This is a genomic window from Microbacterium sp. H37-C3, assembly GCF_027157935.1.
Classification (GTDB): Bacteria; Actinomycetota; Actinomycetes; order Actinomycetales; family Microbacteriaceae; genus Microbacterium; species Microbacterium plantarum.
Genome location: NZ_JAPVLR010000002.1, coordinates 67,635 through 93,629 on the forward strand (window position 1 = coordinate 67,635; position 25,995 = coordinate 93,629).

The window sequence follows — 25,995 nt, forward strand, 5'->3', positions numbered from 1 at the left end:
AGCACGAGATCCGATGCAACACCCCGCCGGATGCCGCGCCCGCTGTCCTCACGGAATCCATACGGCCCCGCGCCCGCTCCTCACGCCGCCCTCACGGTTTTGGTGCCGGTTCGGCGCCGGTTCGACGCCGGCTCGGCGCCCGGTGGCGATACATCCGTCGGACGGCCGGTGCTGGTGTCGCCTCCGACGTGCGCCAAGACGACACCAGCACCACCGGTCCTGCAGATGTATCGCAAGCCCGGGCCTCCCGGCCGGACCAGGGGGCGGGGGTCAGGGTGCGAGCGGCGAGGACTCGTCGTCGATGACCCCAATGCCGACGGCGTGGTGGCTCGGCTCCTCGTCCTTCTGCTCCGGAGCCTTGGGCTCTTCGCCCGGCTCCTTCGCGACGCTGGGCTCTTCGAGCTCCTCCGTCGAGGGGTTCTCGTCGGGGGCGTGCTGGGCGCCGTCGTCGGCGTGCTCGGCCTCGTTGTCGTGGTGTTCGGTCATGTCGTTCTCCCTTCCACTCCCAGCGTGCGCCGATCCGGCCGACCATGTCACCGGCTTGACGTAGCGACTCGTGTGGCCGAAGGGGCCGGGCCCGTACCGCGCGGGGTCCATCGGTAGGGTTCCCGCATGACGACCCGGACCGGCACCCGCGCGCTGAAGCTGTTGTTCGCCTTCGTGGCCGCGGTGATGTGGGCTGGGGCCCTGCTGGCCGCGATTCCCGCCGGCATCAATGACGGGCCGAGCGGCGCCTGCGTCGATGCTCGGGATGAACGCGTGGTTTTCGACCCGTCCGTCATTCCCGAGTCCATCGGGGTCCACGGCGCGTGGCAGCTCTTCCCCCTCGGCGTCGGATGCCGCTACACGGCCCCCACCGGGGAGTCGGTGTTCGTTGCGCCGAGTTTCGGGCCGTCGATCATCGCCCTCCATGCGCTCGCTGTGACCGTTATCCTGGCCGGTCTCGTCGTGAGAGACAGGGGGCGCGAGCCGCGTCGCCACGACGACCTGCTGCGGGCGTAGGGTCGCGGGATGGACCCGGAAGCGCGACTGCACGAGCGCAAGCGTGAGCTCACCGTGCAGCTCGACCGGCTGGATGCCGACGACGACAGCCTTCGTCACGACCGCGCCGACGCCACCGCCGACGACGAGCACGACCCCGAGGGGTCGACGCTGTCGGGGGAGTGGCAGCGGGTTGAGGCTCTACGTCGAGCCGCGCGGGCAGAGCTCGCCGAGGTCGAGGTCTCCCTCGCCCGCGTCGCCGCAGGCACCTACGGTGTGTGCGCAAGCTGCGGCCGCGACATCCCGGTCGAGCGCCTCGAGGTCCGCCCCCACGCGACGATGTGCGTCGCCTGCGCTTCGCGCTAGCCGCGCCCGTAGCTGTTCACGCCGCCCGCATCCGGCCGAACCTCGGAGAATCGCGCGAGATTCGGGCGGATGCGGCATCCCGGTCCGGGTTTCGCGCCGATCTCCGAGATTCGTTCCGCCGCGGGTGTTGACACCCACCGCCCCGAGCCCTAACGTACAACCAAATGGTTGCACGAAACGATCCCCGGGCGAGTGAGCGGAGCGAGCTGAGCGATGACGACATCGACCGTCTCTTCCACGCGCTCGCGACGGCGACGCGTCGCGACATCCTCCGCCGCACGATCGAGCACGAGCAGTCGGTGTCGGCGCTCGCGGCCGACTACGACATGTCGTTCGCCGCGGTGCAGAAGCACGTCGGCGTCCTCGAGACGGCCGGCCTCATCGTCAAGCGGGCGGAGGGGCGCGAGCGCCTCGTCCGCGCCGACCCCGCCATGATCGCCCGCGCGCGGGCCCTGCTCGCCCGCTACGAAGACCTCTGGCGTGCCCGCGTCGATCGCCTCGACGCCCTGCTCGCCGAGCCCGAAGACTGACCCCCGCAGACCCGCACACCCACCCCACGCGCACCATCCGTTCGAAGGAGAATCCGATGCCCGTCACCGACATCACCACCGATGCCGAGAACCTCACGATGACGCTCGTGGCGGATGTCGCCGCGCCCGTCGACCGCCTCTGGCGCGCGTTCACGCAGCCCGCGCAGCTCGAGCGCTTCTGGGGCCCTCCCGGCTGGCCCGCGACCTTCACGCGGTTCGACTTCACGCCGGGCGGACGCGCGCAGTACGCCATGTCGAGCCCGCAGGGCGAGAAGTCGCGCGGCACGTGGGAGTTCATCGCGATCGACGAGGGCCGCAGCTTCGAGGTGCTCGACGCGTTCGCCGACGAGAACGGCGAGCCGATGGAGCAGTTCCCCGCGATGCGCATGCTGTTCTCGTTCGAGACGACCGAGACCGGCTCGCGCCTGACGAACGTCACCTACTTCACGTCCGCTGAGGGGCTCGAGCAGGTCATCGCGATGGGCGCCATCGAGGGCTCGCGCCTCGCCATGGGCCAGCTCGACGCGGTCGTGCAAGACCTCCGCGCGTACGCGCAGGGGCAGGGCACGCGCGTCGAACTGCTCGACGACACGCATGTGCGCATCACCCGGTTCATCGACGGTCCGCGTGAGCTCGTCTGGCGCGCGCACCATGAGACCGAGCTGCTGAAGAAGTGGATGCTGGGTCCCGACGGCTGGTCGATGACGGTCGCCGAGCCCGCCACCGAGGTGGGCGGGACGTTCCGGTACGCGTGGGAGCAGGAGGGCGCCCCCGAGACGGCGTTCGGGTTCGAGGGCGAATTGCTGCAGCTCGACGCGCCGCGCCGCGAGGTCACGACCGAGCGGATGTCGGGAGTCGAGGGGCCCGGCACGGTCAACGACCTCCAGCTCTACGAAGAGGACGGCGCCACCCTGCTCACGCTCCTCATCGAGTATCCCGACAAGGAGACGCGCGACACGGTCCTCGCCACCGGCATGGCCGACGGCATGGAGGACTCCTACGCCCGCCTCGAGGCGGAGGTGCTGTCAAAATGATGGGGTGACGGAACCCGTGATCGCCCTCCAGAACCATCCCGGCGACGTGGAGTTCCCCGTCCGCCCTCGGCGGCGGTACACACGGATGCTGGACGCGCGGCGCAAGGCCGACCCCACCGCCATGCGCAAGCGGGCCCTCCCCGTGACGGCGATCGCGGTGCCGATCGGCATCCTGGGCTTCGTGCTGTCGTACGTGTGGGTGGGCAGCGAGGATTTCGGGAACAACCTGTTCGGTCTCTTCCTCGGGATGTGCGCGGGCCTGCTCGTCGCGTCGATCGTCCTCGCTGTGCGCGACGCCCGCGCTCCGCGCAACGCGCAGCGGCAGTACCTCGCGCTCGCGGCGCGGAGTCCGCTCACGCCGCGGCAGCAGCAGATCCTGGCGCTCGACGCCGCGAGCGACTTCGCGATGCGCGGGTGGAACTCGTCGCTCGCATTCACGCCGACGTTCGCCGAGCTGCCGCAGGACCTGCGCGCCAAGCACCGTGACGGCGCCGACGGATCACCCTGGTTCGCGATGCCGCTGCCGGGCATGCAGCAGCTCCGCGCTGCGCTCGACGAGCAGTTCAAGATCGTCTCGCGCTCCGACGCCGAGCTTCTCGTCGCGGATACGCTCGCCCGCGGCGTGCTCTCGACGCGATTCGCGGAGGTCGCGCAGAGCGATGCGGCCGAGCACATGATGTCGCGCATCGCCGCGCTCACCGACCTGCCGGTCTTCGACATCCACGATCTCGCTCGCGGAGACGAGGGACGTGCGCCCCGGCTGCTGCTGGCGGCCGACATCGAGCGCGCGATCGGCGGCGTCCGCTACGCCTACGTCGCGGGGTACCTGACCGCCGACGAGGCGTGGGCGCTGCTCGAGCCGTTGGCGACGCGCGCGTTCACCACGTACCAGGGTCGCGACGAGTACTGGCGCGAGGTCGTCATCGCGACGGCGTTCCGCACGGATTCGCTCGAGTCGGTGCAGCGCCAGCGCGAGACGCTCGCGGAACTGCAGCGATCGGACTGGCCCGCGGCATCCGTCGCCTGGCCCTCGGCCTGACCGGCGCTCGGCCCTCGGCCTGACCGACCTCTGCGGCCGATCCGCGGTGAGCCGGGGCTCAGGCCCGGCCGAGCCCGTCTTCGAGGGCGACCCAGGCGAGCATCGCGCACTTGACGCGCGCCGAGAACTTCGAGACGCCCGACAGTGCCGCGGCATCGCCGAACGTCTCCTCGTCCAGGGGGATGCTGCCGCGCGAGCGCAGCGCCTCGCGGAAGCGTTCGATGAGGGCGGCCGCGTCGGCCCGCGTCATCCCGTCGCCCTCGACCTCTTCCTCGACCAGCGAGGCGAGCATCGAGGCCGAGGCCTGCGAGATCGAGCAGCCCGTGCCCTCCCACGACACCTCGGTGATGCGGTCGCCGTCGACGGCGACGCGCAGCGTGATCTCGTCGCCGCACACGGGGTTCTTCTGGTGCGAGTCGGCGTGCGCCGCATCGCCGACGTCGTGGAGGGGGTTGCCGACCGGGTGCTTCGAGTGGTCGAGGATGAGCTCCTGGTACAGGGAGTCGAGCCCGGTCATGCGTGCGCCCCTTCGGCCTGATCGCTGACGCCGAAGAAGCCGCGGATGCCGCGCACCGCGTCGAGGAACAGGTCGACGTCGTCCTCGGTGTTGTACAGCGCCGTCGAGGCGCGGACGGATGCCGTCATCCCGAACTGCCGGTGCAGCGGAGCGGCGCAGTGGTGGCCGACCCGCACCGCGATGCCCTGAGCATCGAGGAACTGGCCCGCGTCGTGCGCGTGCACGCCGGCGACGTCGAACGACCACAGGCCGACGCGCTCCGCGCCCGGGGCGTCGCCCAGCAGGCGGACGCCGGCGATCTCGCGGAGGCCCGCGCCCATGCGCTCGGCCAGGGCGACCTCGTGCGCGTGGATGTTCTCGGGTCCGACGTCCTGCAGGTAGCGCACGGCCGCGGCGAGACCGATCGCGGGTCCGACCGCCTGCGTTCCGGCCTCGAACTTCTGGGGAGCCGGCAAGTACTCGGCGTGGTCGAGCGTCACGGTGGTGATCATCGATCCGCCGGTGAGGAACGGCGGCAGCGCGTCGAGCACCTCGGCGCGGCCGTAGAGCCCGCCGATCGCGTAGGGGCCGAGCATCTTGTGACCGCTGAAGACAGCGAGGTCGACGCCGAGCGCCGGCAGGTCGAGCGGCAGGTGCGGGGCCGACTGGCACGCGTCGAGCACGGTCGTAGCGCCGACCGCCTGCGCGAGGGCGACGATCTCGGCGACCGGGTTGACGATGCCGAGCACGTTCGAGACGTGGGTGAAGGCGACGATCCGGGTGCGTTCATCGATGATGGATGCCGCGGCATCCAGGTCGAGCGTGCCATCTGCGCGTGCGGGGATGTGGCGGAGCACTGCGCCGGTGCGGGCGGCGAGCTCCTGCCACGGGATGAGGTTGGCGTGGTGCTCGATCGCCGTCGTGACGATCTCGTCACCGGGTGCCAGCGCGTACGGTGCGGATGCGGGCGCGCCGCGGCCGAGCGTCGCGTTGCCGATCGCGTAGGCGACGAGGTTGAGGCCGGCCGTCGCGCCGCTGGTCCAGACGAGCTGCTCGGGCTGGGCACCGACGAACCCGGCCACGGCGGCGCGGGCGTCCTCGAAGAGATCGGTCGCCTCTGCGGCGAGCGTGTGCGCGCCGCGGTGAACGGCGGAGTTGGCGTGCGTGAGGAAGTCGCGTTCGGCGTCGAGGACCACCGTGGGCTTCTGGCTCGTCGCGGCGGAGTCGAGGTAGACCAGCCGGTGCCCGTTGACCTTTTCCGAGAGGATCGGGAAGTCGGCGCGCAACGACACCGCGTCGAGCGGACTGACGCGCGGCGAAGCGGCGGGAACGACGGGAGAGCTCACCCCTCTAGGCTACGCCCGCGCGCCGGCCCGAGCTCGGGCGCGGGTGGCCGTCTGGCGGCGAGAACGTACCGCCGCCACCAGAACGCACCGTGCGGGGTACGCGCTCGCCGCGACGGGGCGCACTCGAGCCGGGGCGCCGGCAGAGCCGGGGCATCGGCAGGGCCGGGGCGCCGGACGGGGAGCGCTGGCACGATGGGGGCATGAGCGACACGACTCCCGACCCGAACGGACTGCACGATGCGGCGCGCGACCGCACCCGGCGGGACCAGCTGGCCGTGCACGCCGACGCCGCGCGCCGCCTCGTCGAGCAACGCGAGACCGAGCTCGTCGATCTGCAGCAGAAGCTGCGGGTCGAGACAGCGGACGTCCGTCGACTCGAGCGCTTCTCGCCCGCGCAGGTGTGGGGCCTCCTCCGCGGTGACATCGACGACAAGCTCGCCGTCGAACGCGCGGAGCAGCAGGCGGCCGAGCACGCCGTCGACGGCGCGACCGAGCGACTCGCGCACGCCCGGGCTGACCTCGCCCGCATCGAGGGCGAGATCGGCGCGCTGGGAGACGTGGACGCCGCCTACTCCGCTGCTCTCGGACGGCGTGAGGAAGAGCTGCGCGTGGCCGGCCGGGAGGCCGCGGCCGAGCTCACCCGACTCGACGCCAAGGCCGGCGAGCTCAGCGCCGAGTCGCATGAGATCACCGAGGCGCAGGTCGCGCTCGGCCAGGCGCAGGAGGCGCTCGCCGTCGCCCAGCGCGACCTCGATGCCGCGGGAGGCTGGTCGACCTACGACACGTTCTTCGGCGGCGGCATGATCGCCGACTGGATGAAGCACGACCGGATCGGACGCTCCGCGCGTGCTTTCGCGGCCGTCAACCGCGCCCTCGAGACGCTCGCCACCGAGCTCGCCGACATCGACGCGCCGCCGGTCGCGGGTGTGCAGATCTCGGAGTCGCTCGCCGTCTTCGACGTGCTGTTCGACAACGTGATCTCCGACTTCATGGTGCGTCAGCGCATCGCCGACGCGCAGGCCGCGGCATCCGACCTCGATCTGCGCCTGCGCGGGCTGAACGACTATCTCGCCCAGCGAGCGGATGCCGTATCCGCGCGCACCGCCGATCTCCTCTCCCGCCGCGAGCGCCTCCTCCTCGCCCCCTGAACCCCTGATCCGCCGCGCGAGGGCGTACCGCTGCCGCGAGAAGGCACCGTGAAAGGTGCGCCCTCGCCGAGAGGGCGCGTTCTCGCGCGCGCCGGGCGCCGGGCGCGCCGGGCTCAGCGCTCGTCGGGCGAATCGGTGTGGGCCACCAGGCCGTAGGTCGCGGAGGCCCGGCCGGCGCGGTCGTCGCCGGGCATCGGGCGGGAGCGGCGGCCGTAGACGATCTCGGACGAGTCGAGCAGCCACGGCACGAGGGTGATCTGCACGCCGTGCACCATCATCAGCTGCTGAGCGATGCGGCGGGCGCGTCGGTTGTGCAGGAAGGTCTCCCACCAGTGTCCGACGATGTACTGCGGCAGGTACACCGTGACGACGGATGAGCCGTGCTTCTCGCGGTACTTGCGGATGAACGCCGCGAGGGGAGCCGCATATTGGCGGTAGGGCGACTCGATGATCACGAGCGGCACCGGCATCCGGTGCACCTCCCAGTCGGTCTGCACATCCTGCGCCGACTCCTTCGACACCGCCACGTGCACGGCGATGGTCTTGTCGTGCTTCGCCGAGAGGGCGTAGTCGACGGCCTTCGCGACGGGCTTCTGCAGGCGGTTCACGAGGACGAGGGCGACGTCGCCCGTCGAGCCGTAGTGCACGCCGTCATCCATCGCGATCTCGTGCTCGACGTCGCGGTAGTAGCGGCTCACCCCGACCATGAGGAACGCCAGGATCGGGATCGCGATGAACACGAGCCAGGCGCCGTGGGTGAACTTCGTCACGGTGACGATCAGCAGCACCGCCACGGTGAAGGTCGCCCCGATCCCGTTGATGATCAGTCCGCGGCGGGCCTCCGCGCGGTCGGCGGCGGCGGTCGGATGCAGCAGCCGCAGCTCACGCCGCCAGTGCTTGACCATCCCGACCTGACCGAGCGAGAACGACACGAACACGCCGATGATGTACAGCTGGATGAGGGTGGTCAGGTCGGCTTGGAACACGACGAGCACGAGGATCGCGGCGAGCCCCAGGATGATCATGCCGTTGGAGAAGACGAGCCGGTCACCGCGGGTGTTCAGCGACTTCGGCGCGTACCCGTCGCGGGCGAGCACGGCGCCCAGCAGCGGAAACCCGTTGAACGCCGTGTTAGCGGCGAGCAGCAGCACGCAGGCGGTCGCGGCCTGGATGATGAAGAACGGGATCGACCCCATGCCGAACGTCGCGGCGGCGATCTGCGCCATGAGGCTCGGCTGCGGCTGGTTGACGCAGTCGAAGCCGACGAGGGCGCAGGGATCTTCGGCGTAGTGGACGCCGGCGATGAGGCCGAGCGCCGTCAGGCCCGAGAACAGCAGGATGGCGATCGTGCCCATCATGACGAGGGTCTTCTGCGCGTTCGCGATCTTCGGGGCGCGGAAGGCCGGCACACCGTTCGAGACAGCCTCGACGCCGGTCAGGGCCGAGCAGCCGCTCGAGAACGCGCGCAGGATCAGCAGGATGAGCGCGACCTGGCTGAGGCTCTCGGCCTCCATCGCGAACTGGGCGCTCGAGGCGACGGGGGCGTCGCCGAGCAGCGTGCGGATCAGCCCGGTCGCCACCATGACGCCGACCGAGCCGATGAAGATGTAGGTCGGCACCGCGAATGCCGACGAGGCCTCGCGCACCCCGCGGAGGTTCACGATGATGATGAGGACGACGAACCCCACCGCCAGCTCGACCCGCCAGGGGGCGAGCGCGGGCAGCGCCGAGATGATGTTGTCGACACCGGATGCCACCGACACGGCCACCGTCAGGATGTAGTCGACGAGCAGCGCCGCGGCCACGACGACCCCGGCCTTCTCGCCCAGGTTGGTTCGCGCGACCTCGTAGTCGCCGCCGCCCGAGGGATAGGCCTTGATCAGCTGCCGGTAGCTCAGCACGACGACGATGAGCAGGGCCACCACCGCCAACGCGACCCACGGGCTGAAAGCGAGCATCGCCGTGCCGCCGATCGCGAGGATCATCAGCAGTTCCTGGGGCGCATAGGCGACCGACGACAGGGCGTCGGAGGCGAAGATCGGCAGGGCCCGGCGCTTGGGCAGCAGCTGGTCGTCGAGCTTCTCGGAGTCGAGCGGGTCGCCGATGAGGATGCGCTTCGCGATCGGCGTGGTTTCTTCGCCCGGTTCGCGACTGTCAGTGGTCACGGCGGGCGACACTACGCCTGGCGCGGCATCCTGCGCAATCTCGCCGCGCCGAGCGTCACCAGAGCGTCGTCGAACCGTGGTTTCTGCGTTCGGTTCAGAGCCCGCTGTAGGGGCGGTACAGGATGTCGGTGACGCCGAGGCCGTCGGTCGCGTCCACGAAGACGCTGTACGACAGGTCTCGCACCGGACCGTCGGGAGAGAGGAAATCAGTTCGGTCGATGTCGAAGACAAAGCGCAGTTCGCCGTCCCCAGGCATCGGCCATTCGTCATCGGGAGCGCTCGAGCGCACGGCATCTGCGCTCAAGCCGATGGCGAGCGCGAACTCGGGCGTTATGGGCAGCGCCTGCACGTCGTTCGCCCGGATGCTGACCCACGTTGGGATGCTGTACTCAGCGCGCGGCTTGTCGCCGGGGACCTCGATCATGTCGTAGAGCGTGAAACCGCGCCAGTCGTAGATCGTGTAGTCGGGGAAGTGGGTGCCGTCTCCGGGTTGGACCCCGAGTTCGGGCTCCGCGCCGAACGCCTCGGTCAGGGCGGCGACCGCGGGCCCGACGTCGTCGCGCCAGCGGAACTCGAGCAGTGCCGACCCGTCGTCGGCGACGATCGTGAAGCCGGTCGCCGCCATGACCACCTCGGCTGCGACGGGTGCGGCATCTGCCGGTGTGGGTGTCGGCGTGGGCGTCGGGGTCGGCCCCGATGCCGCGCTGGTCTGAGTCGGGGCCGGGGACGACGGCGCAGCCGCGGGTGCGGCATCGCGCTGCGCGAGCAGGAACACGACCACCGCCGCCACGATCAGCAGCACCCCCGCCACGATCGAGAGCACGATGAGGGGCCGCCGCGATGTCGCTGTGGTCATACCCGCCATCCTGGCAGGGGAGTCACCGCCGGCGGCACCCCGGCCGGGTACGGAGACCCTCTCAGCGCCCGGCGCGGAAGGTGTAGGTGACCGTGACCTTGCTGCCCTCGACCCTCACGGCTGCGCCGAAGCGGCGCTGACCGTCCTGGTAGAAGGTGTTGCGGTCCGAGCCGAACACGAACGAACCGCCCTGGCCGGAGTCGGGACCGAGCGCCGCGACCTCGTCGGCCGACATGTCGAGCTCGACCCCGAAGTCGTCCGTCACGGGTACGTCGATGTCCGAGTCGTAGGAGACGTAGGTCGGTGCGGGAACCTCGGCTCGCGGGCGGTTGCTCTCGCTGAGGTAGACGTCGTAGAGCCGGAAGCCCTCCCACGCGTAGATCCGATACGCGTAGTTCTCGGCGTCGCCGTTCTGGAAGTCCTCCGTCGGCGCCGCGCCGAAGAGTTCGGTGAGTGCCGCCACGGCCGGAGCCGCGTCATCCGCCCACGCGTGGGTGAAGGTCGTCGATCCGCCGGCATCGGTGATCGTGAACCCGTCCGCGGTCACCGCGACGCCCGCTGCCGCGGCCGGGGCGCTCGGGCTCTCCGAAGGCTGCGGAGTGCCGGACGGCTGCGGGATCGACTGCGTCGCCGGAGCCGTCGGCACCGGGCCGGCCGCGGGCTCCTGCCGCTGCGACTGCTGCGTCAGATAGATCGCGAACACCACGATGACGGCGACCACGAGCAAGCCGGCGATGCTCGACAGGATGACGAGCAGGCGACGATCGCCGCCGCCGCCGCCGTCGTCGCTCCGCTCGGCAAGACGCGGCGCGAGGGGCTCGTCGGGCCAGTCCGCCATGACGGACGGCATCCCCGACGCCTTCTCGCGCTTGGGTCCGGGCTCACGCGACGCGCGGGGCTTCTTCTCGCGAGGCTCGCGCGGCTGACGCGGTTCACGCGGTTCACGCGGCGCCTTCTCGCGCTTCGCGCGCTCGGGCTTGGCCGGCGGCTCGTAGGGCTCGAAATCGGCGAACGGGTCGTTGGGGTCGCTCATGCGAGGAACTCCTTGGCTGCCACGACGAGGTTCTCGACACCGCGCTCGATCGTCGGATGCATGACCGGCGCGAAGAACGGGGAGTGGTTAGTGGGGATGTCGCGCTCGACGGTGCCGGCCGCGACGGCATCCGCGAACTTCTGCGGGTCGACGCCGCCCCAGAACCAGAACACGAGGGGGACGCCGGCCTCGCGGGCGAACCACGAGACGTCCTCGCTGCCGGTGAACATGCCGGGGTCGACGACGCTGCCCTCGCCGAAGGCGCGCTCGAATGCGGCGGTCAGACGGGCGGTCGCGGTGTGGTCGTTGATCGTCGGGGGCAGGGTGTGGTCGACGGTGATCGTGGGCTCGGTCTCGGCACCGGATGCGGCGGCTTCGGCGCGCACGATGCGTTCCACCTTCGCCATGACGCGCTCGCGCGCGGCGTCGTCGGGGTAGCGCAGGCTGAGCTCGAGCTTCGCCTCGGCGGGGATGATGTTGTTCTTCAGGCCGGCGTGGATCGAGCCGACCGTCACGACGGCGACGTCGCGCGGGTCGACCTCGCGCGAGACGACCGTCTGCAGGCGCATGACCGTCGCCGCCGCCATCACGACGGGATCGATGGTGGAGTGCGGGCGCGAGCCGTGGCCACCGCGACCGTGCAGCACGACGCTGAGGCCGTCGGATGCCGCCATCTGGGTGCCCGGTCGCACGCCGATGACGCCGGCGGGGAGGGGCGTGACGTGCTGGCCCAGCACGATGTCGGGCTTCGGGAAGCGGTCGAGCACGCCGTCGGCGATCATCGCCTGGGAGCCCGCGCCGTACTCTTCAGCGGGCTGGAAGACGGCGACCACGGTTCCCGACCACTCGTGCTGCGTGGCGATGAGCTGCTCGAGGGCGCCGAGCAGCGCGGTGACGTGCATGTCGTGGCCGCAGGCATGCATGACGGGCACGTCGTTGCCCGCGGGGTCGACGCCGCGGGCCGTCGAGGCGTACTCGAGGCCGGTCTGCTCGGGTACCGGGAGGCCGTCCATGTCGGCGCGCAGCCACACGACGGGACCGTCTCCGTTGCGGATCGCGGTGACGACACCGGTGCGGCCGATGCCCTCCTCGTACGCGAGACCGAGCTCGCTGAGCCGAGCCGCGATGACGGCGGCCGTCCGCGTCTCCTGGAACGACAGTTCCGGGTGCCGGTGCAGGTCGGTGTAGAGGGCGTCGAGGTCCAAGGCCATGCTCCGAGCCTACGGGAGGGCGCCTGCGCGCTGCCCGGGGGTCGCTGCGCCGGTTTCAGGCCGGCGGGGCCGTGCTCGACCGCTCGACGAGCGCGAAGTCGAGGTCGGCTGGGGGCTCGGACGCCATCCCGCGAAGCGCCGCGATCATGGCCGAGGCCACGCGCTCGCCCTGTCGGCCCGGGAACTGGTCGACCGTCGTGAGGCCGAAGAACTCGCCGAGGTCGTGGCCGTCGACCCCGATGATCGACACGTCCTCCGGAACGCGCAGCCCGAGCTCGCGCGCCGCCAGCATCGCCCCGATCGCCATCTCGTCCGAGGCCGCGAAGATCGCGGTGGGGCGGGTCTCGGCGTCGCGGAGCAACCGTGTCGCGGCATCATGCCCGCCGGCCATCGTGAAGTCCGCCGCCGCGAAGCGGTCTGTCCGCGGGGCGACGCCGGCCTCGGACAGGGCGGCCTCGAAGCCCCGGCGACGCTGCGTGGGGATGTGGAAGTCGCCCTCGAACTGCGGGTGCAGGCCGATGTGGGCGATGTCGCGGTGCCCGAGGTCGAGCAGGTGCTCGGTCGCCGTCCGGGCCACCTCGATCTCGTCGACGGTGAGCGACCGCAGGCCCGCGAGCTGCCCGCCCATCGCGATGACCGGCAGGCCCAGGTCGCCGAGCTGCGCGATCTCGTCGCTTGCGAGTGCCATCGACACGACGATGACGCCGTCGACGCGCTGCCGTCGCAGCGAGGTCGCGAACACCCGGCGGCGTTCGTCGGCCTCGGCGGTGAGGGCGTACAGCGCGACGTCGTAGCCGTCGCGCTGCAGGGTCGCGGCGATGCCCGTGAGCACGCGCGAGAAGAACCAGCGGTCAAGGATCGGCACGAGCACGCCGATGTTGCGGGTGCGTCCGGACGCGAGGCTCGAGGCCGCCGACGAGACGACGTAGCCGAGATCGGATGCCGCCCGCAGCACGCGTTCGCGCGTCGTGGGCGACACCGGACCCCGGCCGCTCAGGGTGCGGGAGACGGTCGCCGTCGAGACCTCGGCGCGTCGCGCGACGTCGTCGATGCCGACCATCTCCCGCTCCTCTCGTCAGCTCACGCGGATCCAGACCGCCGCGTCGACGGGCAGCTCGGCCACGTCACCGGCGCTCTCGGCGAGATCGGCGACGCTCGAGACCAGGATCTCACCGGCGGGCAGTGCGACCGCATCCGTGCCGGTGTTGGCGACGACGAGCACGTCGCCGTTGCGGAACGCCACGACGTCGTCACCGAGCTGCAGGTCGACCCACTCGAGCGATCCGGCGCCGAGGTCGTGCCGGCGACGTGCGGCGAGCAGCTCGCGGTAGAGCGTCAGGGTCGAGGCGGGGTCGCCGTCCTGCACCGAACGCGCGAGGCCGTGCCACTCCTCGGGCTGCGGCAGCCACGAGGCCCCGGTCGGGCTGAACCCGTATCCGGGGGCGTCGGGCTCCCACGGAATCGGCACGCGGCATCCGTCGCGGCCGTAGCGCTCACCGTCGGTGCGGAACCAGGTCGGGTCCTGACGGGCGTCATCGGGCAGGTGCACGACCTCGGGCAGCCCGAGCTCCTCGCCCTGGTAGAGGTAGGCCGAGCCGGGCAGGGCGAGCATCAGGGTCGTCGCGGCGCGGGCGCGGGCCAGGCCCACGACGGCGTCCGGCTGACCGGGGGAGTCGGGGCCGAGACCGTGGCCCTGCGGGTTCTCCGCGGTCAGCGCCAGGCGTGAGGCGTGGCGGACGACGTCGTGGTTCGACAGCACCCAGGTCGCGGGCGCGCCGACCGCGGGGAAGGCGCGCAGCGACTCGGAGATCACCTCGGTGAGGTGGTCGGCGTCCCACTCGGTCTGCAGGTAGGGGAAGTTGAACGCCTGGTGCATCTCGTCCTGGCGCACCCACAGGGCGGTCTCATCGACGGTGGGCAGCCACGCCTCGGCGCACAGGGCCCGGTCGCCCTCGTACTCGGCGAGGATGCGGTTCCAGCGGCGGTAGATGTCGTGCACGCCCTCCTGGCCCCAGTAGGGCACGTCGAGGCTGTCGCCGCCCATCGATCCAGCGTCCTCGGCCGGCACGAAGTCGGGCAGGCCGTCCGACTTGACCAGGCCGTGGGCGACGTCGACGCGGAATCCGTCGACGCCGCGGTCGAGCCAGAACCGCAGGATGCGCTCGAACTCGTCGCCCACCTCGGGGTTGGCCCAGTCGAAGTCGGGCTGCGTCGAGTCGAACAGGTGCAGGTACCACTGGCCCGGCGTGCCGTCGGGGTTCGTCGTGCGCGTCCAGGCGGGGCCGCCGAAGACCGACTCCCAATTGTTGGGCGCCTCGTCGCCGGTTTCGCCCTTGCCGTCGCGGAAGATGTAGCGCGCGCGCTCGGCGCTGCCCGGCTCCGCCGCGAGCGCTTCCTGGAACCAGGCGTGCTGATCGGACGAGTGGTTCGGGACGAGGTCGACGATGACCCGGATGCCGCGGGCGTGCGCCTCGTCGAGCATCGTGTCGAAGTCGGCGAGGGTGCCGAAGAGAGGGTCGACGTCGCAGTAGTCGGAGACGTCGTAGCCGGCATCCTTCTGCGGCGACCGGAAGAAGGGGCTCAGCCAGACGGCATCGACGCCGAGGTCGGCGAGGTCGCCCAGGCGCGAGGTGATGCCGGCGAGGTCGCCGATGCCGTCTCCCGAGGCGTCGGCGAACGAGCGGGGATAGATCTGATAGATGACGGCGGTGCGCCACCACTCGGCGCCGGGCCGGGAGATCCCGATCGGGGCGAGGGTGGATGCCGCCGTGTCCACGGAAGAGGAGGTCATGGCGCTCACTCTAGTGCAAGCGCTTGCAGTCGCGACCTCGCCGTCGGGGGAGCATCAAAACGGGCCTAGGGTGGTTCGGTGACTTCCGACCCCCTCGAGCACGCTGAGTCGCTCATCGCGCTCATCCCGGACTTCCCCGAACCGGGCATCCTCTTCCGCGACATCTCGCCGCTGCTTGCCGACGCGACCGCGCTGCGCACCGTCGTCGATGCGATCGTTGCGCCCTTCGCGCGTGAGTTCGACGTCGTCGCCGGCGTCGAGGCGCGCGGATTCCTCATCGCCGGCGCTGTCGCGGCAGCGAGCGGTGTCGGCATGGTGCCGATCCGCAAGGCGGGCAAACTGCCGCGCCCGGCGGCATCCGTCTCGTACGACCTCGAGTACGGTCAGGCGACCATCGAGATGGCGGACGATCTGCCACGCGGTACGCGCGTGCTCCTCGTCGACGACGTGCTCGCGACCGGCGGCACGCTGCGCGCGGCCCAGCGCCTGCTCGAAGGCCTCGGGCACCGGACGGTCGGCACCGCCGTTCTCATGGAGCTCGTCGAGCTCGGCGGCCAGGACGTCTGCGGCCCGGTCCACACGATCTTCCGCGTCTGACCCCGGCGGGCCCCATCGGGGTTCGACGGCTCAGGGCTCGACGATGTTGAGCGGCTCCTCGCCGGCGGCGAGGCGCTCGATCTGCGTGCGGACGAGCTTCGCGATCCGCGGACGCATGGCGTCGGCCGCGCCGCCCACGTGCGGCACGACGAGCGCGCCCGGAGCGCCCCAGAGCGGGTGGTCCTCGGGCAGCGGCTCGGGATCGACGACGTCGAGGGCGGCGCGCAGGCGCTCGGACTGCAGCTCGGAGACGAGGGCGTCGGTGTCGAGCACCGTGCCGCGTCCGACGTTGACGACGAGCGCGCCGTCGGGCAGCAGCGCGAGCTCACGGGCGCCGATGAGGCCCTTCGTCGTCTCGCCACCGGGCAGCGTGATCATGAGGATGTCGGTGCGCGGCAGCAGCTCGTCGAGCTCGTCGATGCCGTGCACGTGGACGCCGTCCTCGTCCCGGGCTCGGGACGCCACCGGGACGATCGTCGTCTCGAACGGCAGCAGCCGGGATGCCACGGCCTTGCCCACGCCGCCGTAGCCGAGGACGAGCACCGTGCGATCGGCGACGCTGCGGCTGAACTGCGGTGCCCAGCGCGCGGACTCCTGGTTGCGCACGTAGTCGGCGAGGTCGCGCTGCGCCGCGATCGCGAGGCCCACCGCGATCTCGGCGGTCGCCGTCTCGTGGACGCTCGACGCATTCGCCAGCTTCGTGCCCTCGGGAAGGTAACGCCCCATGCCCTCATAGCCGATCGACTGGCTCTGCAGTATTCCGACGCTGATGTTCTCGAGAGCCGAGAGGAGTCGCTTGCCCGACATGTACGGCGGAACGACCATGTCGAACGCGTCTCGGGGCGCGGGGGACCGCAGGTCCCACACCACGAGGTCGACCCCCTCGGGCACGGCGCCGATGTCGGCTGCCAGCTCGTCGGTGGGCACGCTGACGACGATGGGGCGGGGGGATTCGCTCATGCCCCCACGCTACCGACCCGGTGCTCAGACGCGGGCGAGCACCGCCGCGACGGCCGACGTGAAGAACGTGAGCCCGTCGGTGCCCGAGCGCATCGCGTCGGTGGTGTTCGGGCCGAATCCGGGCTCGACGGCGTGCTCGGGGTGGGGCATGAGCCCGACCACGTTGCCGCGCTCATTCGTGAGACCGGCGATGTCGTCGAGCGAGCCGTTGGGGTTCACGCCGCGGTAGCGGAAGGCCACGAGACCCTCGCCCTCGATCCGCTTCAGCGTCTCGGCCGAGCACGTGAAGCCGCCGTCGGCGTTCTTCAGCGGGATGACGATCTCCTGGCCGGTCTCGAAGCCGCTCGTCCAGGCGGTGTCGGCGTTCTCGACGACGAGGCGCTGGTCGCGGCGGATGAACTGCTGGTGGGCGTTGCGGATCAGGCCGCCGGGCAGCAGGTGCGCCTCGACGAGCATCTGGAAGCCGTTGCAGATGCCGAGGATCGGCATGCCCTTGTCTGCGGCATCCTTCACCTCGGCCATGATCGGCGCGAGCGCCGCGATCGCGCCGGCGCGGAGGTAGTCGCCGTAACTGAAGCCGCCGGGCAGCACGAGCGCGTCGACACCGTCGAGGTCGTGCGAGCCGTGCCACAGCGCGACGGGCTCGGCGCCCGCGAGACGGACGGCGCGCTGCGCGTCGCGGTCGTCGAGCGAGCCCGGGAAGGTGATGACACCGATGCGCGCGGTCACTCCACGACCTCGATGTTCACGACGTCCTCGATGACCGAGTTCGAGAGGATCTCGTCGGCGATGCGGCGAGCGGTCTCGAGGGTCGCGTCGTCGGCGCGGTCGACGGTGAGCTCGAAGCGCTTGCCGATGCGGACGTCGGAGAAGCCGGCCACGCCGAGACGGGCGAGAGCTCCCGACACCGCCTTGCCCTGCGGATCCAGGAGCTCGGCCTTGGGCATGACGTCGACGACGATGGTGGGCATTGCTCGCTCCGGAGGTCGCGGGATGGGTGCGCGACCAGTCTACGGGTGGGAAGGCGCCGCTCGTCCGCCGCATCCGGCCGGTGTCGTGACCTGATCGTGACCATCCACTTCGGGAGCGCTCTCTTGAGTTCCTGGGAGCGCTCCCGTATGGTCATGGTCAATCGGTGAGAGCGCTCCCATAGTCGGGTGCGAACCGCCGCGCACCAGATACCGCAATCACGAAGGAGTGACACGTGAATTCACGCGCACTGCGGCGGATCGGCCTCGTGGCCGGCGTCGCAACCACCTCGGCCATCGTCCTCGCCGGATGCTCGGGCGGAGGTGACCAGGCCGCATCCGGTGGTGACTCCGACACCGTCACCCTCGCGACGTTCAACGACTTCGGCTACACCGACGAGCTGCTCGCCGAGTTCACCGAGGAGACCGGCATCAAGGTCGTCCACACCAAGGCCGCGACGTCGAACGACGCACGCACCAACTTCTTCCAGAAGCTCGGCAAGACCGGCCTCGCCGACGTCGAAGGCGTCGAGGTCGACTGGTTCCCCGAGATGATGCAGTACTCCGACCTCGTCGCCCCGGTTCCGGACGAGCTCGCCGGCCGCTGGCTCGACTGGAAGGAGAAGGCGGCGACCGACGCCGAGGGCAACCTCGTCGCATACGGCACCGACGTCGGGCCGCAGGCCGTCTGCTACCGCTCCGACCTGTTCGAGGCCGCTGGTCTGCCCACCGACCGTGAAGAGGTCGCCAAGCTCTTCCCGACGTGGGACGCCTTCTTCCAGGTCGGCAGCGACTACGTCGCCAAGACGGGCCAGCCCTTCATCGACTCGGCGAACTCCGTCCTGCAGGGCGTCGTGAATCAGCTCGACGTCGCCTACGAGGAGCCGGACGGTACGGTCATCGCGACCGAGAACCCCGACATCCGCGAGGCCTACGACACCGTCGTCGACAAGGCGATCCCGATCTCGGCCTACGCCGGTCAGTGGTCCGACGACTGGTACGCGTCGATGGCCAGCGGTCAGTTCGCCGCGATGCTGTGCCCGCCGTGGATGCTCGGCATCATCGAGGGTGAAGCCCCCGACATCGCGGGCTGGGACATCGCCAACGCCTTCCCCGAGGGCGGCGGCAACTGGGGCGGTTCGTACCTCGTCGTCCCCGCGAACGGCAAGAACCTCACCAACGCGCAGAAGCTCGCCGACTGGCTGACCTCGCCCGAGACGCAGATCAAGGCGTTCAACAACGCCGGCACCTTCCCGAGCCAGCCCGAGGCGCAGTCGAGCCCCGACCTGACCGGGTCGGTTAACGAATACTTCAACAACGCTCCTTCAGGACAGATCGGCATCGACCGCGCCAACGCGATCACCGTCACGACCTTCAAGGGCCCGAAGTACTTCCAGTTCCACGACGCCCTGGGTAACGCGATCACGCGTGTCTTCGACGGCATCGAGGACAAGGAGACCTCCTGGAAGACCTGGGTGACCGAGGTCGGAGCCTTCTGACCCACCCCGTCGGGGCGCATCGGATCATCGGTGCGCCCCGGCGTCCCCCTCTCGCACCCGAAGGACGATCTTGACCACGACTCAGCAGCGCCCGGCGACGCGCGCCCCCCGAAACGACGACGGCGGTCGTCCTCCGCGAGTCATCTCTTTCTCGCAGAAGCTCAGCAAGTGGGACATCCGCTTCTCGCCGTACCTCTACATCTCACCCTTCTTCATCATGTTCGCGATCGTGGGGCTCTTCCCCATCGCGTACACCGCGGTGATCTCGTTCATGGACTGGGACCTCATCCGCGGCGAGGGTGAGTTCATCGGATTCGACCAGTACATCTGGATCCTTTCTCAGCCGCATTTCTGGACCGCGCTGCGCAACACCTTCAGCATCTTCCTGCTCTCGAGCGTTCCGCAGCTCGTGCTCGCGATCTTCATTGCGGCCGTGCTCGACCGCAACATCCGCGCAAAGACCTTCTGGCGCATGGCGGTGCTCGTCCCCTACGTCGTCGCGCCCATCGCCGTCGGCCTCATCTTCAACGCGATGTTCGCCGACCAGTCGGGCTTCATCAACGGCATCCTCCAGTCGATCGGCATCGGCGCCATCCCCTGGCACGTCGAGCCGTTCTGGAGCCACGTCGCGATCGCGACGATGGTGAACTACCGCTGGATGGGCTACAACACCCTCATCCTGCTCGCGGCCATGCAGGCCGTGAACCGCGACTTCTACGAGGCCGCCACCGTCGACGGCGCCGGCCCCGTGCGCCAGTTCTTCTCGATCACGCTGCCCTCGCTCAAGCCCACGCTCATCTTCGTCGTCATCACGGCCACGATCGGCGGTCTGCAGATCTTCGACGAGCCGCGGGTGTTCGATCAGTTCGGCCGTGGTGGATCCGCCCAGCAGTGGCTGACCATCACCCTCTACCTCTACGACGTCGGCTGGGGACAGTGGAACTTCGGCCGCGCCGCGGCGATGGCGTGGATCCTGTTCATCATCATCGTGCTGATCGGACTCGTGAACCTCGTGGTGACGCGCACCCTCGTCCGCGACGAAGGACTTCGCCGTGAGCTCAGCAAACGGGAGCAGAAGAAGCAGTCCAAGCAGGCGCAGCGCGCGCTGAAGGAGAACCAGGCATGAGCACCATCGGCACTCCCGTCCCCCTCGCCACGGTGGAAGAGGGCATCCCGAACGCGCGCAAGCAGCGCCGGGGTGGCCGCGCTCGGCGCATCCGCGGCAGCCGTCCCGGGTTCTGGACCTACGCCATCCTCGGCGCCGTGTTCCTCTCGGCCGTGTTCCCCCTCTACTGGTCGTTCGTGATCGGCTCGGGCGACTCGTCCACGCTCCGCAAGCCCTTCCCATGGATCCCCGGCGGCAACTTCATCGAGAACGCCCTGTCGGTCATCTCCAACCCGGCCGTCAACTTCTGGCCGGCGCTGTGGAACTCCATCTACAGCTCGTTCCTCATCGCCGCCGCCGTCGTGATCACCTCGACGCTCGCCGGCTGGGCCTTCGCGAAGCTGCGCTTCCACGGCGGACCCGGGCTGCTGGTCTTCGTCGTGGCGACGATGGCCGTGCCGCAGCAGCTCGGCGTCGTGCCGCTCTACATCCTGTTCTCCGAGCTCGGCTGGACGGGGCAGATCGGCGCCATCATCATCCCGGCGCTCACCAGCGCCTTCGGCGTGTTCTGGATGACGCAGTACCTGCGTCAGGCGGTGCCCGACGAGCTGATCGAGGCGGCGCGCGTCGACGGAGCCTCGATGATCCGCACGTTCTGGACCGTCGGCATGACCGCGGCCCGTCCGGCCGCGGCGATGCTGTTCCTCTTCACGTTCGTCGGAGCCTGGAACAACTTCTTCTGGCCGTTCATCGTGCTCGACCGGCAGAACCCGACGCTTCCCGTGGCGCTGTCGCTGCTGCAGTCGAACTACTTCGTCGACTACTCGGTCGTGCTCGCGGGCGTCATCCTCGCCACCATCCCGCTGCTACTGCTGTTCATCTTCGCGGGCAAGCAGCTCGTCAGTGGCATCATGGCCGGGGCGGTGAAGGGATGACCCTGAACCTCGACCGCACTCAGCAGGAGAACATGAACGCTTCGCGCAGCTTCCCCACCGGCTTCCTCTTCGGAGCAGCCACCGCGGCGTACCAGATCGAGGGCGCGGCCTTCGAAGATGGTCGTACCGCGTCGATCTGGGATGCGTTCGCCCGTGTTCCCGGTGCCGTGATCAACGCCGACAACGGCGACGTCGCGTGCGATCACTACCACCGCTACCGCGACGACGTCGCGCTCATGAAGGAGCTCGGTCTCGACACGTACCGGTTCTCCACCTCGTGGTCGCGCGTACGTCCCGACGGCGGCGCGCTCAACCCGAAGGGCGTCGACTTCTACGAGCGGCTCGTCGACGAGCTCCTCGGTGCCGGGATCATCCCGTGGCTGACCCTCTACCACTGGGATCTGCCGCAGGCCATCGAGGACCGGGGCGGCTGGACCCTTCGCGAGACCGCCGATCGTTTCACCGAGTACGCCCTCGACATGCACGACGCCCTCGGCGACCGGGTGCACCACTGGACGACGCTCAACGAGCCGTGGTGCTCGTCGTTCCTCAGCTACACCGCGGGCATCCACGCTCCCGGACGGTTCGACATCGGCGACGGGATGCTCGCCGCGCACCACCTGCTGCTCGGCCACGGCCAGACCGTCGCGGCGCTGCGCGAGCGCGACGCGTCGCTGTCGCTCGGCATCACGCTGAACCTGACGGTGGCCGATCCCGCGGATCCGACCGACGCCGCCGACGTCGACGCGGCGCGGCGCATCGACGGCCAGTTCAACCGCTGGTTCCTCGACCCGATCTTCCGGGCCGCCTACCCCGGCGACATCGTCGCCGACATCGAGCGAGTGGATGCCGCGGCGGTCGAGCGCTGGCGCGATGCTGTGCGCCCGGGCGACGAGACGATCATCGCGCAGCCGCTCGACGCCCTCGGGGTGAACTACTACCACGGCGAGTTCGTGGGCGGTCGTCCCGACCCCAACCCGCCGACCCCGGGAGACGCACCCACCGATCGCAAGACCGGCTCGCCGTGGCCCGCCGGTCACGACATCTACTGGCACGAGCGGGGTCTGCCCCGCACGTCGATGCACTGGGAGGTGCAGCCCGCGGGGCTGACCCAGCTGCTCGAGCGCGTGTGGACCGAGTACGCCCAGCCCGTCGGCACGATCCTCTACGTCACCGAGAACGGCGCCGCCTACGACGACGAGCTCGTCGAGGTCGACGGCGAGAAGTCGGTGCCGGACGCCGAGCGCACCGAGTTCCTGCGGGTGCACCTGGGCGCCATCCTCGACGCCCAGGAGGCCGGTGTCGACGTCCGCGGCTACTTCTACTGGTCGCTGCTCGACAACTTCGAATGGGCCTGGGGCTACGAGAAGCGCTTCGGCATCGTGCACGTTGATTACCACACGCAGGAGCGGACGTTGAAGGACAGCGCGAAGGAGTATCGTCGGGTCATCGCAGATCGTGCGATCGACGTTCCCGCTCCGGCGGACGCCGCCCGGACCGCTGTCCCGAGGTAGCCCACCTGTGATCTCCGACCAGAACCGGACGGCCGTGACCATCGAAGAGGTCGCGGCCGTCGCCGGTGTATCGCGCTCGACGGTGTCGCGCGTCGTCAACGGCTCGACCGCCGTCAGCCCCGCCGCCCTCGAGTCGGTGCGCCGCGCGATCGCCGAGCTCAACTACGTTCCCAACCGCGCGGCGCGTTCGCTCGCCAGCCGGTCGACGATGGCGATCGCGCTCGTCGTGCCCGAAGACACCAACCGGGTGTTCGGCGACCCGTTCTTCGCAGCGGTCGTGTCGGGCATCAACTCGCGCATCAGCCGCAGCGACTATGTGCTGAACCTGATCATGGCCAGCGCCGACCCCGGCGACAAGACGGCCCAGTACGTGCGCAGCGGGGCCGTCGACGGCGCGATCATCGTGTCGCACCACACGAGCGACACCTTCATCGAGCGCATCGCGGCCGCGATTCCCGTCGTCTACGGCGGTCGACCGGTGCGATCGCGGATGGGCGACTACTACATCGACGTCGATAACGTCGCCGGTGCGCGGGATGCCACGGCCTACCTCATCGGCCGCGGATGCCGCCACATCGGCGCGATCACCGGCCCGCCGTCCATGCCCGCCGGTGTCGACCGTGCCGAGGGCTACCGCGTGGCGCTGGCGGAGTCGGGCCTCACGCCGGCGCCCGTCGTGCAGGGCGACTTCACGACCGAGTCCGGCGCTGTGGCGATGCGTGCCATCCTCGCGGCGGGTGAGCCGCTCGACGGCCTCTTCGTGGCGAGCGACCTCATGGCGCGCGGTGCGATGCAGGTGCTCGCGTCGGAAGGCATCCGGATTCCCGACGAGGTCGCGGTCGTGGGCTTCGACGATTCGCCGGTCGCGCTGACCACCGAGCCGCAGCTGACGACCATGCGGCAGCCGTCATTCATGCAGGGCGAGTGCATGGCCGATGTCCTGCTCGCGCGGCTCGCGGGGATGTCGCCCCCCGAGGTGACGATCCTCGACACCGAGCTCATCGTCCGCGGCTCGGCCTGACGCGGGCCTGACGCTCGGGTCAGGGCGCGTCGTGCTCAGGCCACGGCGGCCCGGAGCGTGTTGTTCCAGGGGTCGTCGAACGCGAGCGTCTGCCCGTCGTCGCGCACCGCGATGCCGTGATGACGCAGGCGTTCGGTGAGCGACCCGAGATCGTCGGATGTCGGCAGGGCGAGGTCGACGCGGCCGAGGCCGAGCGCCGGCATGCGCGGGCCCGCGCCGCGGGAGTTCCACACGTTCATCGCCATGTGGTGGTGGTAGCCGCCCGCGCTGACGAAGAGGGCCTGGTTGCCCAGTGCCGCGGTTGTATCGAAGCCGAGAACGTCGATGTAGAACGCCCTCGCCGTCGCCACATCGCCGACCGAGAGGTGCACGTGCCCGACCCGGGCGGGGTCGGACGCCGGGGAGTCGGGTGCGGTCGAGCCGTCGAGCATCGCGGCGTCGAGGTGCTCGCGCAGGAAGGCGTTGGGGTCGAGGTAGAGGGTGTCCATCTCGACCTGCCCATGGGTCCACGACCAGGCGCTGCGGTCGCGGTCCCAGTAGAGCTCGATGCCGTTGCCCTCGGGGTCGGTGACGTAGAACGCCTGGCTGACGAGGTGGTCGGCGCTGCCGGTGAACGTCGCGGGGGCGTGTCGGGCGACGCTGAGGAGCGCTGCGGCGAGGGCTGACTGCGTCTCAAACAGGATCGCGGTGTGGAAGAGGCCCGCCGACCCGGCGGCCGCATGGCGGAGCGCGGGTTCGTGGCGCAGGATCACGATCGGCCGACCGGCGCGCCCGAGCGTGACGGTGTCGCCCTCGGCGGCGAGCACCTGCAGCGTGACGACATCGCGGTAGTAACGCGTCATCCCGTCGAGGTCGCCGACCAGCAGGGTGACGGCGCCCATCGTCGTGGCACCTGCGAGCTTCTCATTCACACACATACACAACCCCTCACACCCCCCATGTCATTCCCCCCCCCGGAGCGACGCCGAGTGCACGGCGAAGCGCCGAGTGCACGGCATCCTCGGGTCTGAAAGTCGTTCAGTCGACGGGATGCCGTGCACTCGGGCGCGCTGCGCTTACTGGGGGTCTCCTCCCAGCGGGCCCACGGCGGGGATGGGGCCGCCGTCGTCGGCGCCGGTCTTGCGCCAGCGGGCGATCGCGTTGCCGGCGTGGTAGATCACGAGGGCGGCGATGGTGCCGAGGACGATCGCGCCGAACTGCAGTGAACCGAAGTTCATCGCGAACCCGGCGATCGCGATGACGAACGACACCGCGACGGTGTACTGGTTGACGGGACGCGAGAAGTCCACGCGGTTGTCGACCCAGATCTTGATGCCGATCACGCCGATCAGGCCGTAGAGGGCCGTCGTGACGCCGCCGAGCACGCCCGCGGGGATCGTGTTGAACACGGCCCCGACCTTGGGCGAGAAGGCGAGCAGGATCGCCACGATGCCGGCCACCCAGTACGCGGCGGTCGAGTAGACGCGGGTCGCGGCCATGACGCCGATGTTCTCGCCGTAGGTCGTGGTGCCCGAGCCGCCGAAGCCGCCCGCGAGGGTGGTCGCGACACCGTCGGCGATGAGCGCGCGGCCGGTGTGCTTGTTGATCGAGGGGTCGTCGGTCATGGTCGCGACGCCGCGCACGTGGCCGACGTTCTCAGCGATCAGCACGAGCACCACGGGGAGGAACATCGGCACGATGGACCAGGCCGCGGCATCCCCGATCGCCACGAGGTGGAAGTCGGGCAGACCGAACCAGGCGGCGGCCTCGACGGCCTCGAACTCGACCTGCCCGGTGACAGCGGCCACGACGTAGCCGACGATCACGCCGAGGAAGATCGAGATGCGACCGAGGAACCCGCGGAACAGCACGCTGAACAGGATGACGGCGCACAGGGTCACCGTGGCGATCTCGGGCTGCAGCTGGAAGTTGTTCCAGGCGGCGGGTGCGAGGTTGAACCCGATGAGCGCGACGATCGCACCGGCGACCACGGGCGGCATGAGCTTCTCGATCCAGCCCGTGCCGAAGGCCTGCACGATGAAGCCGACCGCCGCGAGCAGGAGGCCCGCGACGACGACGCCGAGGAGCGCCTGAGTGATCTGCTCGGCGGTCTCGAGGCGGTTGCCGCCGTTGAGCGCCGTGATGGGGGCGATGAAAGCGAACGACGAGCCCAGGTAGCTCGGCAGCTTGTTGCGCGTGATCAGCAGGAAGACGAGGGTGCCGAGACCCGAGAAGAGCAGGGTCGTCGAGACCGGGAAGCCGGTGATGATCGGCACGAGGAACGTCGCACCGAACATGGCGACGACGTGCTGCGCGCCGATCGCGATGGTGCCGGGCCAGTTCAAGCGCTCGCCGGGCTTGACGACAGCGCCGCGCGCGACGGTGCGACCGTCGCCGTGGAGGGACCAGATGGGCATGGGA

26 protein-coding genes are annotated in these 25,995 nt (G+C 70.2%); 12 read left to right on the forward strand and 14 right to left on the reverse strand.

Going from position 1 to position 25,995, the window contains the following annotated elements:
* Positions 1-270 precede the first annotated feature (270 nt).
* Positions 271-486, reverse strand: a complete 216-nt coding sequence (locus tag O1W71_RS05390) for a hypothetical protein (protein WP_269266860.1) — start codon at positions 484-486, stop codon at positions 271-273.
* Positions 487-612: 126 nt separating this feature from the next.
* Here O1W71_RS05390 and O1W71_RS05395 point away from each other — a divergent pair, with 126 nt between their 5' ends.
* From O1W71_RS05395 to O1W71_RS05415, 5 genes are all read left to right on the forward strand, one after another.
* A complete protein-coding gene (locus tag O1W71_RS05395) occupies positions 613-1,002 on the forward strand; it encodes a hypothetical protein (RefSeq protein ID WP_269266861.1) in 390 nt (129 codons plus the stop codon).
* 9 nt (positions 1,003-1,011) lie between these two features.
* Positions 1,012-1,347 carry a TraR/DksA family transcriptional regulator gene (locus tag O1W71_RS05400; protein ID WP_088379684.1) on the forward strand — a complete coding sequence of 112 codons (336 nt, stop codon included), beginning with the start codon at positions 1,012-1,014 and terminating at the stop codon, positions 1,345-1,347.
* A gap of 164 nt (positions 1,348-1,511) precedes the next feature.
* Entirely contained in the window at positions 1,512-1,877 is a 366-nt protein-coding gene (locus tag O1W71_RS05405; protein WP_112615751.1) for an ArsR/SmtB family transcription factor, read from the forward strand.
* A gap of 56 nt (positions 1,878-1,933) precedes the next feature.
* Positions 1,934-2,911, forward strand: a complete 978-nt coding sequence (locus O1W71_RS05410) for an SRPBCC family protein (RefSeq protein WP_269266862.1) — start codon at positions 1,934-1,936, stop codon at positions 2,909-2,911.
* A gap of 4 nt (positions 2,912-2,915) precedes the next feature.
* Entirely contained in the window at positions 2,916-3,950 is a 1,035-nt protein-coding gene (locus O1W71_RS05415; RefSeq protein WP_269266863.1) for a DUF1266 domain-containing protein, read from the forward strand.
* A 58-nt stretch (positions 3,951-4,008) separates the two neighbouring features.
* On the opposite strand, the gene sufU is transcribed toward O1W71_RS05415, so the two are convergent.
* On the reverse strand, positions 4,009-4,467 hold the full coding sequence (sufU, locus tag O1W71_RS05420; RefSeq protein ID WP_023953189.1) for a Fe-S cluster assembly sulfur transfer protein SufU: 459 nt from the start codon (positions 4,465-4,467) through the stop codon (positions 4,009-4,011).
* On the reverse strand, positions 4,464-5,792 hold the full coding sequence (locus tag O1W71_RS05425; RefSeq protein WP_269266864.1) for an aminotransferase class V-fold PLP-dependent enzyme: 1,329 nt from the start codon (positions 5,790-5,792) through the stop codon (positions 4,464-4,466). The genes sufU and O1W71_RS05425 overlap by 4 nt, the downstream gene beginning before the upstream one ends.
* 200 nt (positions 5,793-5,992) lie before the next feature.
* Here O1W71_RS05425 and O1W71_RS05430 point away from each other — a divergent pair, with 200 nt between their 5' ends.
* Entirely contained in the window at positions 5,993-6,940 is a 948-nt protein-coding gene (locus tag O1W71_RS05430) for a hypothetical protein (RefSeq protein ID WP_269266865.1), read from the forward strand.
* A 113-nt stretch (positions 6,941-7,053) separates the two neighbouring features.
* On the opposite strand, the gene O1W71_RS05435 is transcribed toward O1W71_RS05430, so the two are convergent.
* The 6 genes from O1W71_RS05435 to O1W71_RS05460 all read right to left on the reverse strand — a co-directional run bounded on the left by O1W71_RS05435 (position 7,054) and on the right by O1W71_RS05460 (position 14,996).
* The gene (locus O1W71_RS05435) at positions 7,054-9,105 is read right to left on the reverse strand and encodes an APC family permease (protein WP_269266866.1); all 2,052 of its coding nucleotides are present in this window, start codon (positions 9,103-9,105) and stop codon (positions 7,054-7,056) included.
* 94 nt (positions 9,106-9,199) lie between these two features.
* Positions 9,200-9,961: a hypothetical protein gene (locus tag O1W71_RS05440; RefSeq protein ID WP_269266868.1), complete on the reverse strand. Its 762-nt coding sequence runs from the start codon at positions 9,959-9,961 to the stop codon at positions 9,200-9,202.
* A gap of 61 nt (positions 9,962-10,022) precedes the next feature.
* Complete coding sequence (locus O1W71_RS05445) at positions 10,023-10,994, reverse strand: hypothetical protein (RefSeq protein ID WP_269266869.1); 972 nt, start codon at positions 10,992-10,994, stop codon at positions 10,023-10,025.
* On the reverse strand, positions 10,991-12,205 hold the full coding sequence (locus O1W71_RS05450) for an amidohydrolase (RefSeq protein WP_269266870.1): 1,215 nt from the start codon (positions 12,203-12,205) through the stop codon (positions 10,991-10,993). Before O1W71_RS05450 ends, O1W71_RS05445 begins: the two co-directional genes overlap by 4 nt.
* Positions 12,206-12,260: 55 nt before the next feature.
* A complete protein-coding gene (locus O1W71_RS05455) occupies positions 12,261-13,265 on the reverse strand; it encodes a LacI family DNA-binding transcriptional regulator (protein ID WP_269266871.1) in 1,005 nt (334 codons plus the stop codon).
* Positions 13,266-13,280: 15 nt separating this feature from the next.
* The gene (locus tag O1W71_RS05460; protein WP_269266872.1) at positions 13,281-14,996 is read right to left on the reverse strand and encodes a glycoside hydrolase family 13 protein; all 1,716 of its coding nucleotides are present in this window, start codon (positions 14,994-14,996) and stop codon (positions 13,281-13,283) included.
* 78 nt (positions 14,997-15,074) lie between these two features.
* Here O1W71_RS05460 and O1W71_RS05465 point away from each other — a divergent pair, with 78 nt between their 5' ends.
* A complete protein-coding gene (locus O1W71_RS05465) occupies positions 15,075-15,593 on the forward strand; it encodes an adenine phosphoribosyltransferase (protein WP_112615769.1) in 519 nt (172 codons plus the stop codon).
* 30 nt (positions 15,594-15,623) lie between these two features.
* Here the strand turns inward: O1W71_RS05465 and O1W71_RS05470 are convergent, their stop codons facing one another.
* The 3 genes from O1W71_RS05470 to purS are packed head-to-tail and all read right to left on the reverse strand — an operon-like array spanning position 15,624 to position 17,524.
* Entirely contained in the window at positions 15,624-16,553 is a 930-nt protein-coding gene (locus tag O1W71_RS05470) for a 2-hydroxyacid dehydrogenase (protein ID WP_269266874.1), read from the reverse strand.
* A gap of 24 nt (positions 16,554-16,577) precedes the next feature.
* On the reverse strand, positions 16,578-17,282 hold the full coding sequence (gene purQ, locus O1W71_RS05475) for a phosphoribosylformylglycinamidine synthase subunit PurQ (RefSeq protein WP_269266875.1): 705 nt from the start codon (positions 17,280-17,282) through the stop codon (positions 16,578-16,580).
* On the reverse strand, positions 17,279-17,524 hold the full coding sequence (gene purS, locus O1W71_RS05480) for a phosphoribosylformylglycinamidine synthase subunit PurS (protein ID WP_269266876.1): 246 nt from the start codon (positions 17,522-17,524) through the stop codon (positions 17,279-17,281). The genes purQ and purS overlap by 4 nt, the downstream gene beginning before the upstream one ends.
* Positions 17,525-17,757: 233 nt before the next feature.
* Here purS and O1W71_RS05485 point away from each other — a divergent pair, with 233 nt between their 5' ends.
* The 5 genes from O1W71_RS05485 (at position 17,758) to O1W71_RS05505 (ending at position 23,595) form a co-directional block, all read left to right on the forward strand.
* Positions 17,758-19,020 (forward strand): ABC transporter substrate-binding protein, encoded by a 1,263-nt coding sequence (locus tag O1W71_RS05485; protein ID WP_112615775.1) that lies wholly within the window; start codon positions 17,758-17,760, stop codon positions 19,018-19,020.
* Positions 19,021-19,090: 70 nt separating this feature from the next.
* The gene (locus O1W71_RS05490) at positions 19,091-20,146 is read left to right on the forward strand and encodes a carbohydrate ABC transporter permease (RefSeq protein ID WP_442923870.1); all 1,056 of its coding nucleotides are present in this window, start codon (positions 19,091-19,093) and stop codon (positions 20,144-20,146) included.
* Positions 20,143-21,060 (forward strand): carbohydrate ABC transporter permease, encoded by a 918-nt coding sequence (locus O1W71_RS05495; RefSeq protein ID WP_112615779.1) that lies wholly within the window; start codon positions 20,143-20,145, stop codon positions 21,058-21,060. Before O1W71_RS05490 ends, O1W71_RS05495 begins: the two co-directional genes overlap by 4 nt.
* The gene (locus tag O1W71_RS05500; RefSeq protein WP_269266877.1) at positions 21,057-22,574 is read left to right on the forward strand and encodes a GH1 family beta-glucosidase; all 1,518 of its coding nucleotides are present in this window, start codon (positions 21,057-21,059) and stop codon (positions 22,572-22,574) included. Before O1W71_RS05495 ends, O1W71_RS05500 begins: the two co-directional genes overlap by 4 nt.
* A gap of 34 nt (positions 22,575-22,608) precedes the next feature.
* On the forward strand, positions 22,609-23,595 hold the full coding sequence (locus O1W71_RS05505; protein ID WP_269266878.1) for a LacI family DNA-binding transcriptional regulator: 987 nt from the start codon (positions 22,609-22,611) through the stop codon (positions 23,593-23,595).
* A 35-nt stretch (positions 23,596-23,630) separates the two neighbouring features.
* Here O1W71_RS05505 and O1W71_RS05510 read toward each other — a convergent pair whose 3' ends face one another.
* Both O1W71_RS05510 and O1W71_RS05515 read right to left on the reverse strand, forming a co-directional pair.
* Positions 23,631-24,512, reverse strand: a complete 882-nt coding sequence (locus tag O1W71_RS05510; RefSeq protein WP_269266879.1) for a VOC family protein — start codon at positions 24,510-24,512, stop codon at positions 23,631-23,633.
* 138 nt (positions 24,513-24,650) lie between these two features.
* Positions 24,651-25,991 carry a uracil-xanthine permease family protein gene (locus O1W71_RS05515; RefSeq protein WP_064955181.1) on the reverse strand — a complete coding sequence of 447 codons (1,341 nt, stop codon included), beginning with the start codon at positions 25,989-25,991 and terminating at the stop codon, positions 24,651-24,653.
* Positions 25,992-25,995: the final 4 nt, after the last annotated feature.

Bases quoted from the DNA above. Each gene is read 5' to 3' on its own strand.
- O1W71_RS05390 (WP_269266860.1), bottom strand. From the start codon at position 486: ATGACCGAACACCACGACAACGAGGCCGAGCACGCCGACGACGGCGCC.
- O1W71_RS05395 (WP_269266861.1), top strand. From the start codon at position 613: ATGACGACCCGGACCGGCACCCGCGCGCTGAAGCTGTTGTTCGCCTTC.
- O1W71_RS05400 (WP_088379684.1), top strand. From the start codon at position 1,012: ATGGACCCGGAAGCGCGACTGCACGAGCGCAAGCGTGAGCTCACCGTG.
- O1W71_RS05405 (WP_112615751.1), top strand. From the start codon at position 1,512: ATGGTTGCACGAAACGATCCCCGGGCGAGTGAGCGGAGCGAGCTGAGC.
- O1W71_RS05410 (WP_269266862.1), top strand. From the start codon at position 1,934: ATGCCCGTCACCGACATCACCACCGATGCCGAGAACCTCACGATGACG.
- sufU (WP_023953189.1), bottom strand. From the start codon at position 4,467: ATGACCGGGCTCGACTCCCTGTACCAGGAGCTCATCCTCGACCACTCG.
- O1W71_RS05430 (WP_269266865.1), top strand. From the start codon at position 5,993: ATGAGCGACACGACTCCCGACCCGAACGGACTGCACGATGCGGCGCGC.
- O1W71_RS05440 (WP_269266868.1), bottom strand. From the start codon at position 9,961: ATGACCACAGCGACATCGCGGCGGCCCCTCATCGTGCTCTCGATCGTG.
- O1W71_RS05445 (WP_269266869.1), bottom strand. From the start codon at position 10,994: ATGAGCGACCCCAACGACCCGTTCGCCGATTTCGAGCCCTACGAGCCG.
- O1W71_RS05450 (WP_269266870.1), bottom strand. From the start codon at position 12,205: ATGGCCTTGGACCTCGACGCCCTCTACACCGACCTGCACCGGCACCCG.
- O1W71_RS05455 (WP_269266871.1), bottom strand. From the start codon at position 13,265: ATGGTCGGCATCGACGACGTCGCGCGACGCGCCGAGGTCTCGACGGCG.
- O1W71_RS05460 (WP_269266872.1), bottom strand. From the start codon at position 14,996: ATGACCTCCTCTTCCGTGGACACGGCGGCATCCACCCTCGCCCCGATC.
- O1W71_RS05470 (WP_269266874.1), bottom strand. From the start codon at position 16,553: ATGAGCGAATCCCCCCGCCCCATCGTCGTCAGCGTGCCCACCGACGAG.
- purS (WP_269266876.1), bottom strand. From the start codon at position 17,524: ATGCCCACCATCGTCGTCGACGTCATGCCCAAGGCCGAGCTCCTGGAT.
- O1W71_RS05495 (WP_112615779.1), top strand. From the start codon at position 20,143: ATGAGCACCATCGGCACTCCCGTCCCCCTCGCCACGGTGGAAGAGGGC.
- O1W71_RS05500 (WP_269266877.1), top strand. From the start codon at position 21,057: ATGACCCTGAACCTCGACCGCACTCAGCAGGAGAACATGAACGCTTCG.
- O1W71_RS05510 (WP_269266879.1), bottom strand. From the start codon at position 24,512: ATGTGTGTGAATGAGAAGCTCGCAGGTGCCACGACGATGGGCGCCGTC.
- O1W71_RS05515 (WP_064955181.1), bottom strand. From the start codon at position 25,991: ATGCCCATCTGGTCCCTCCACGGCGACGGTCGCACCGTCGCGCGCGGC.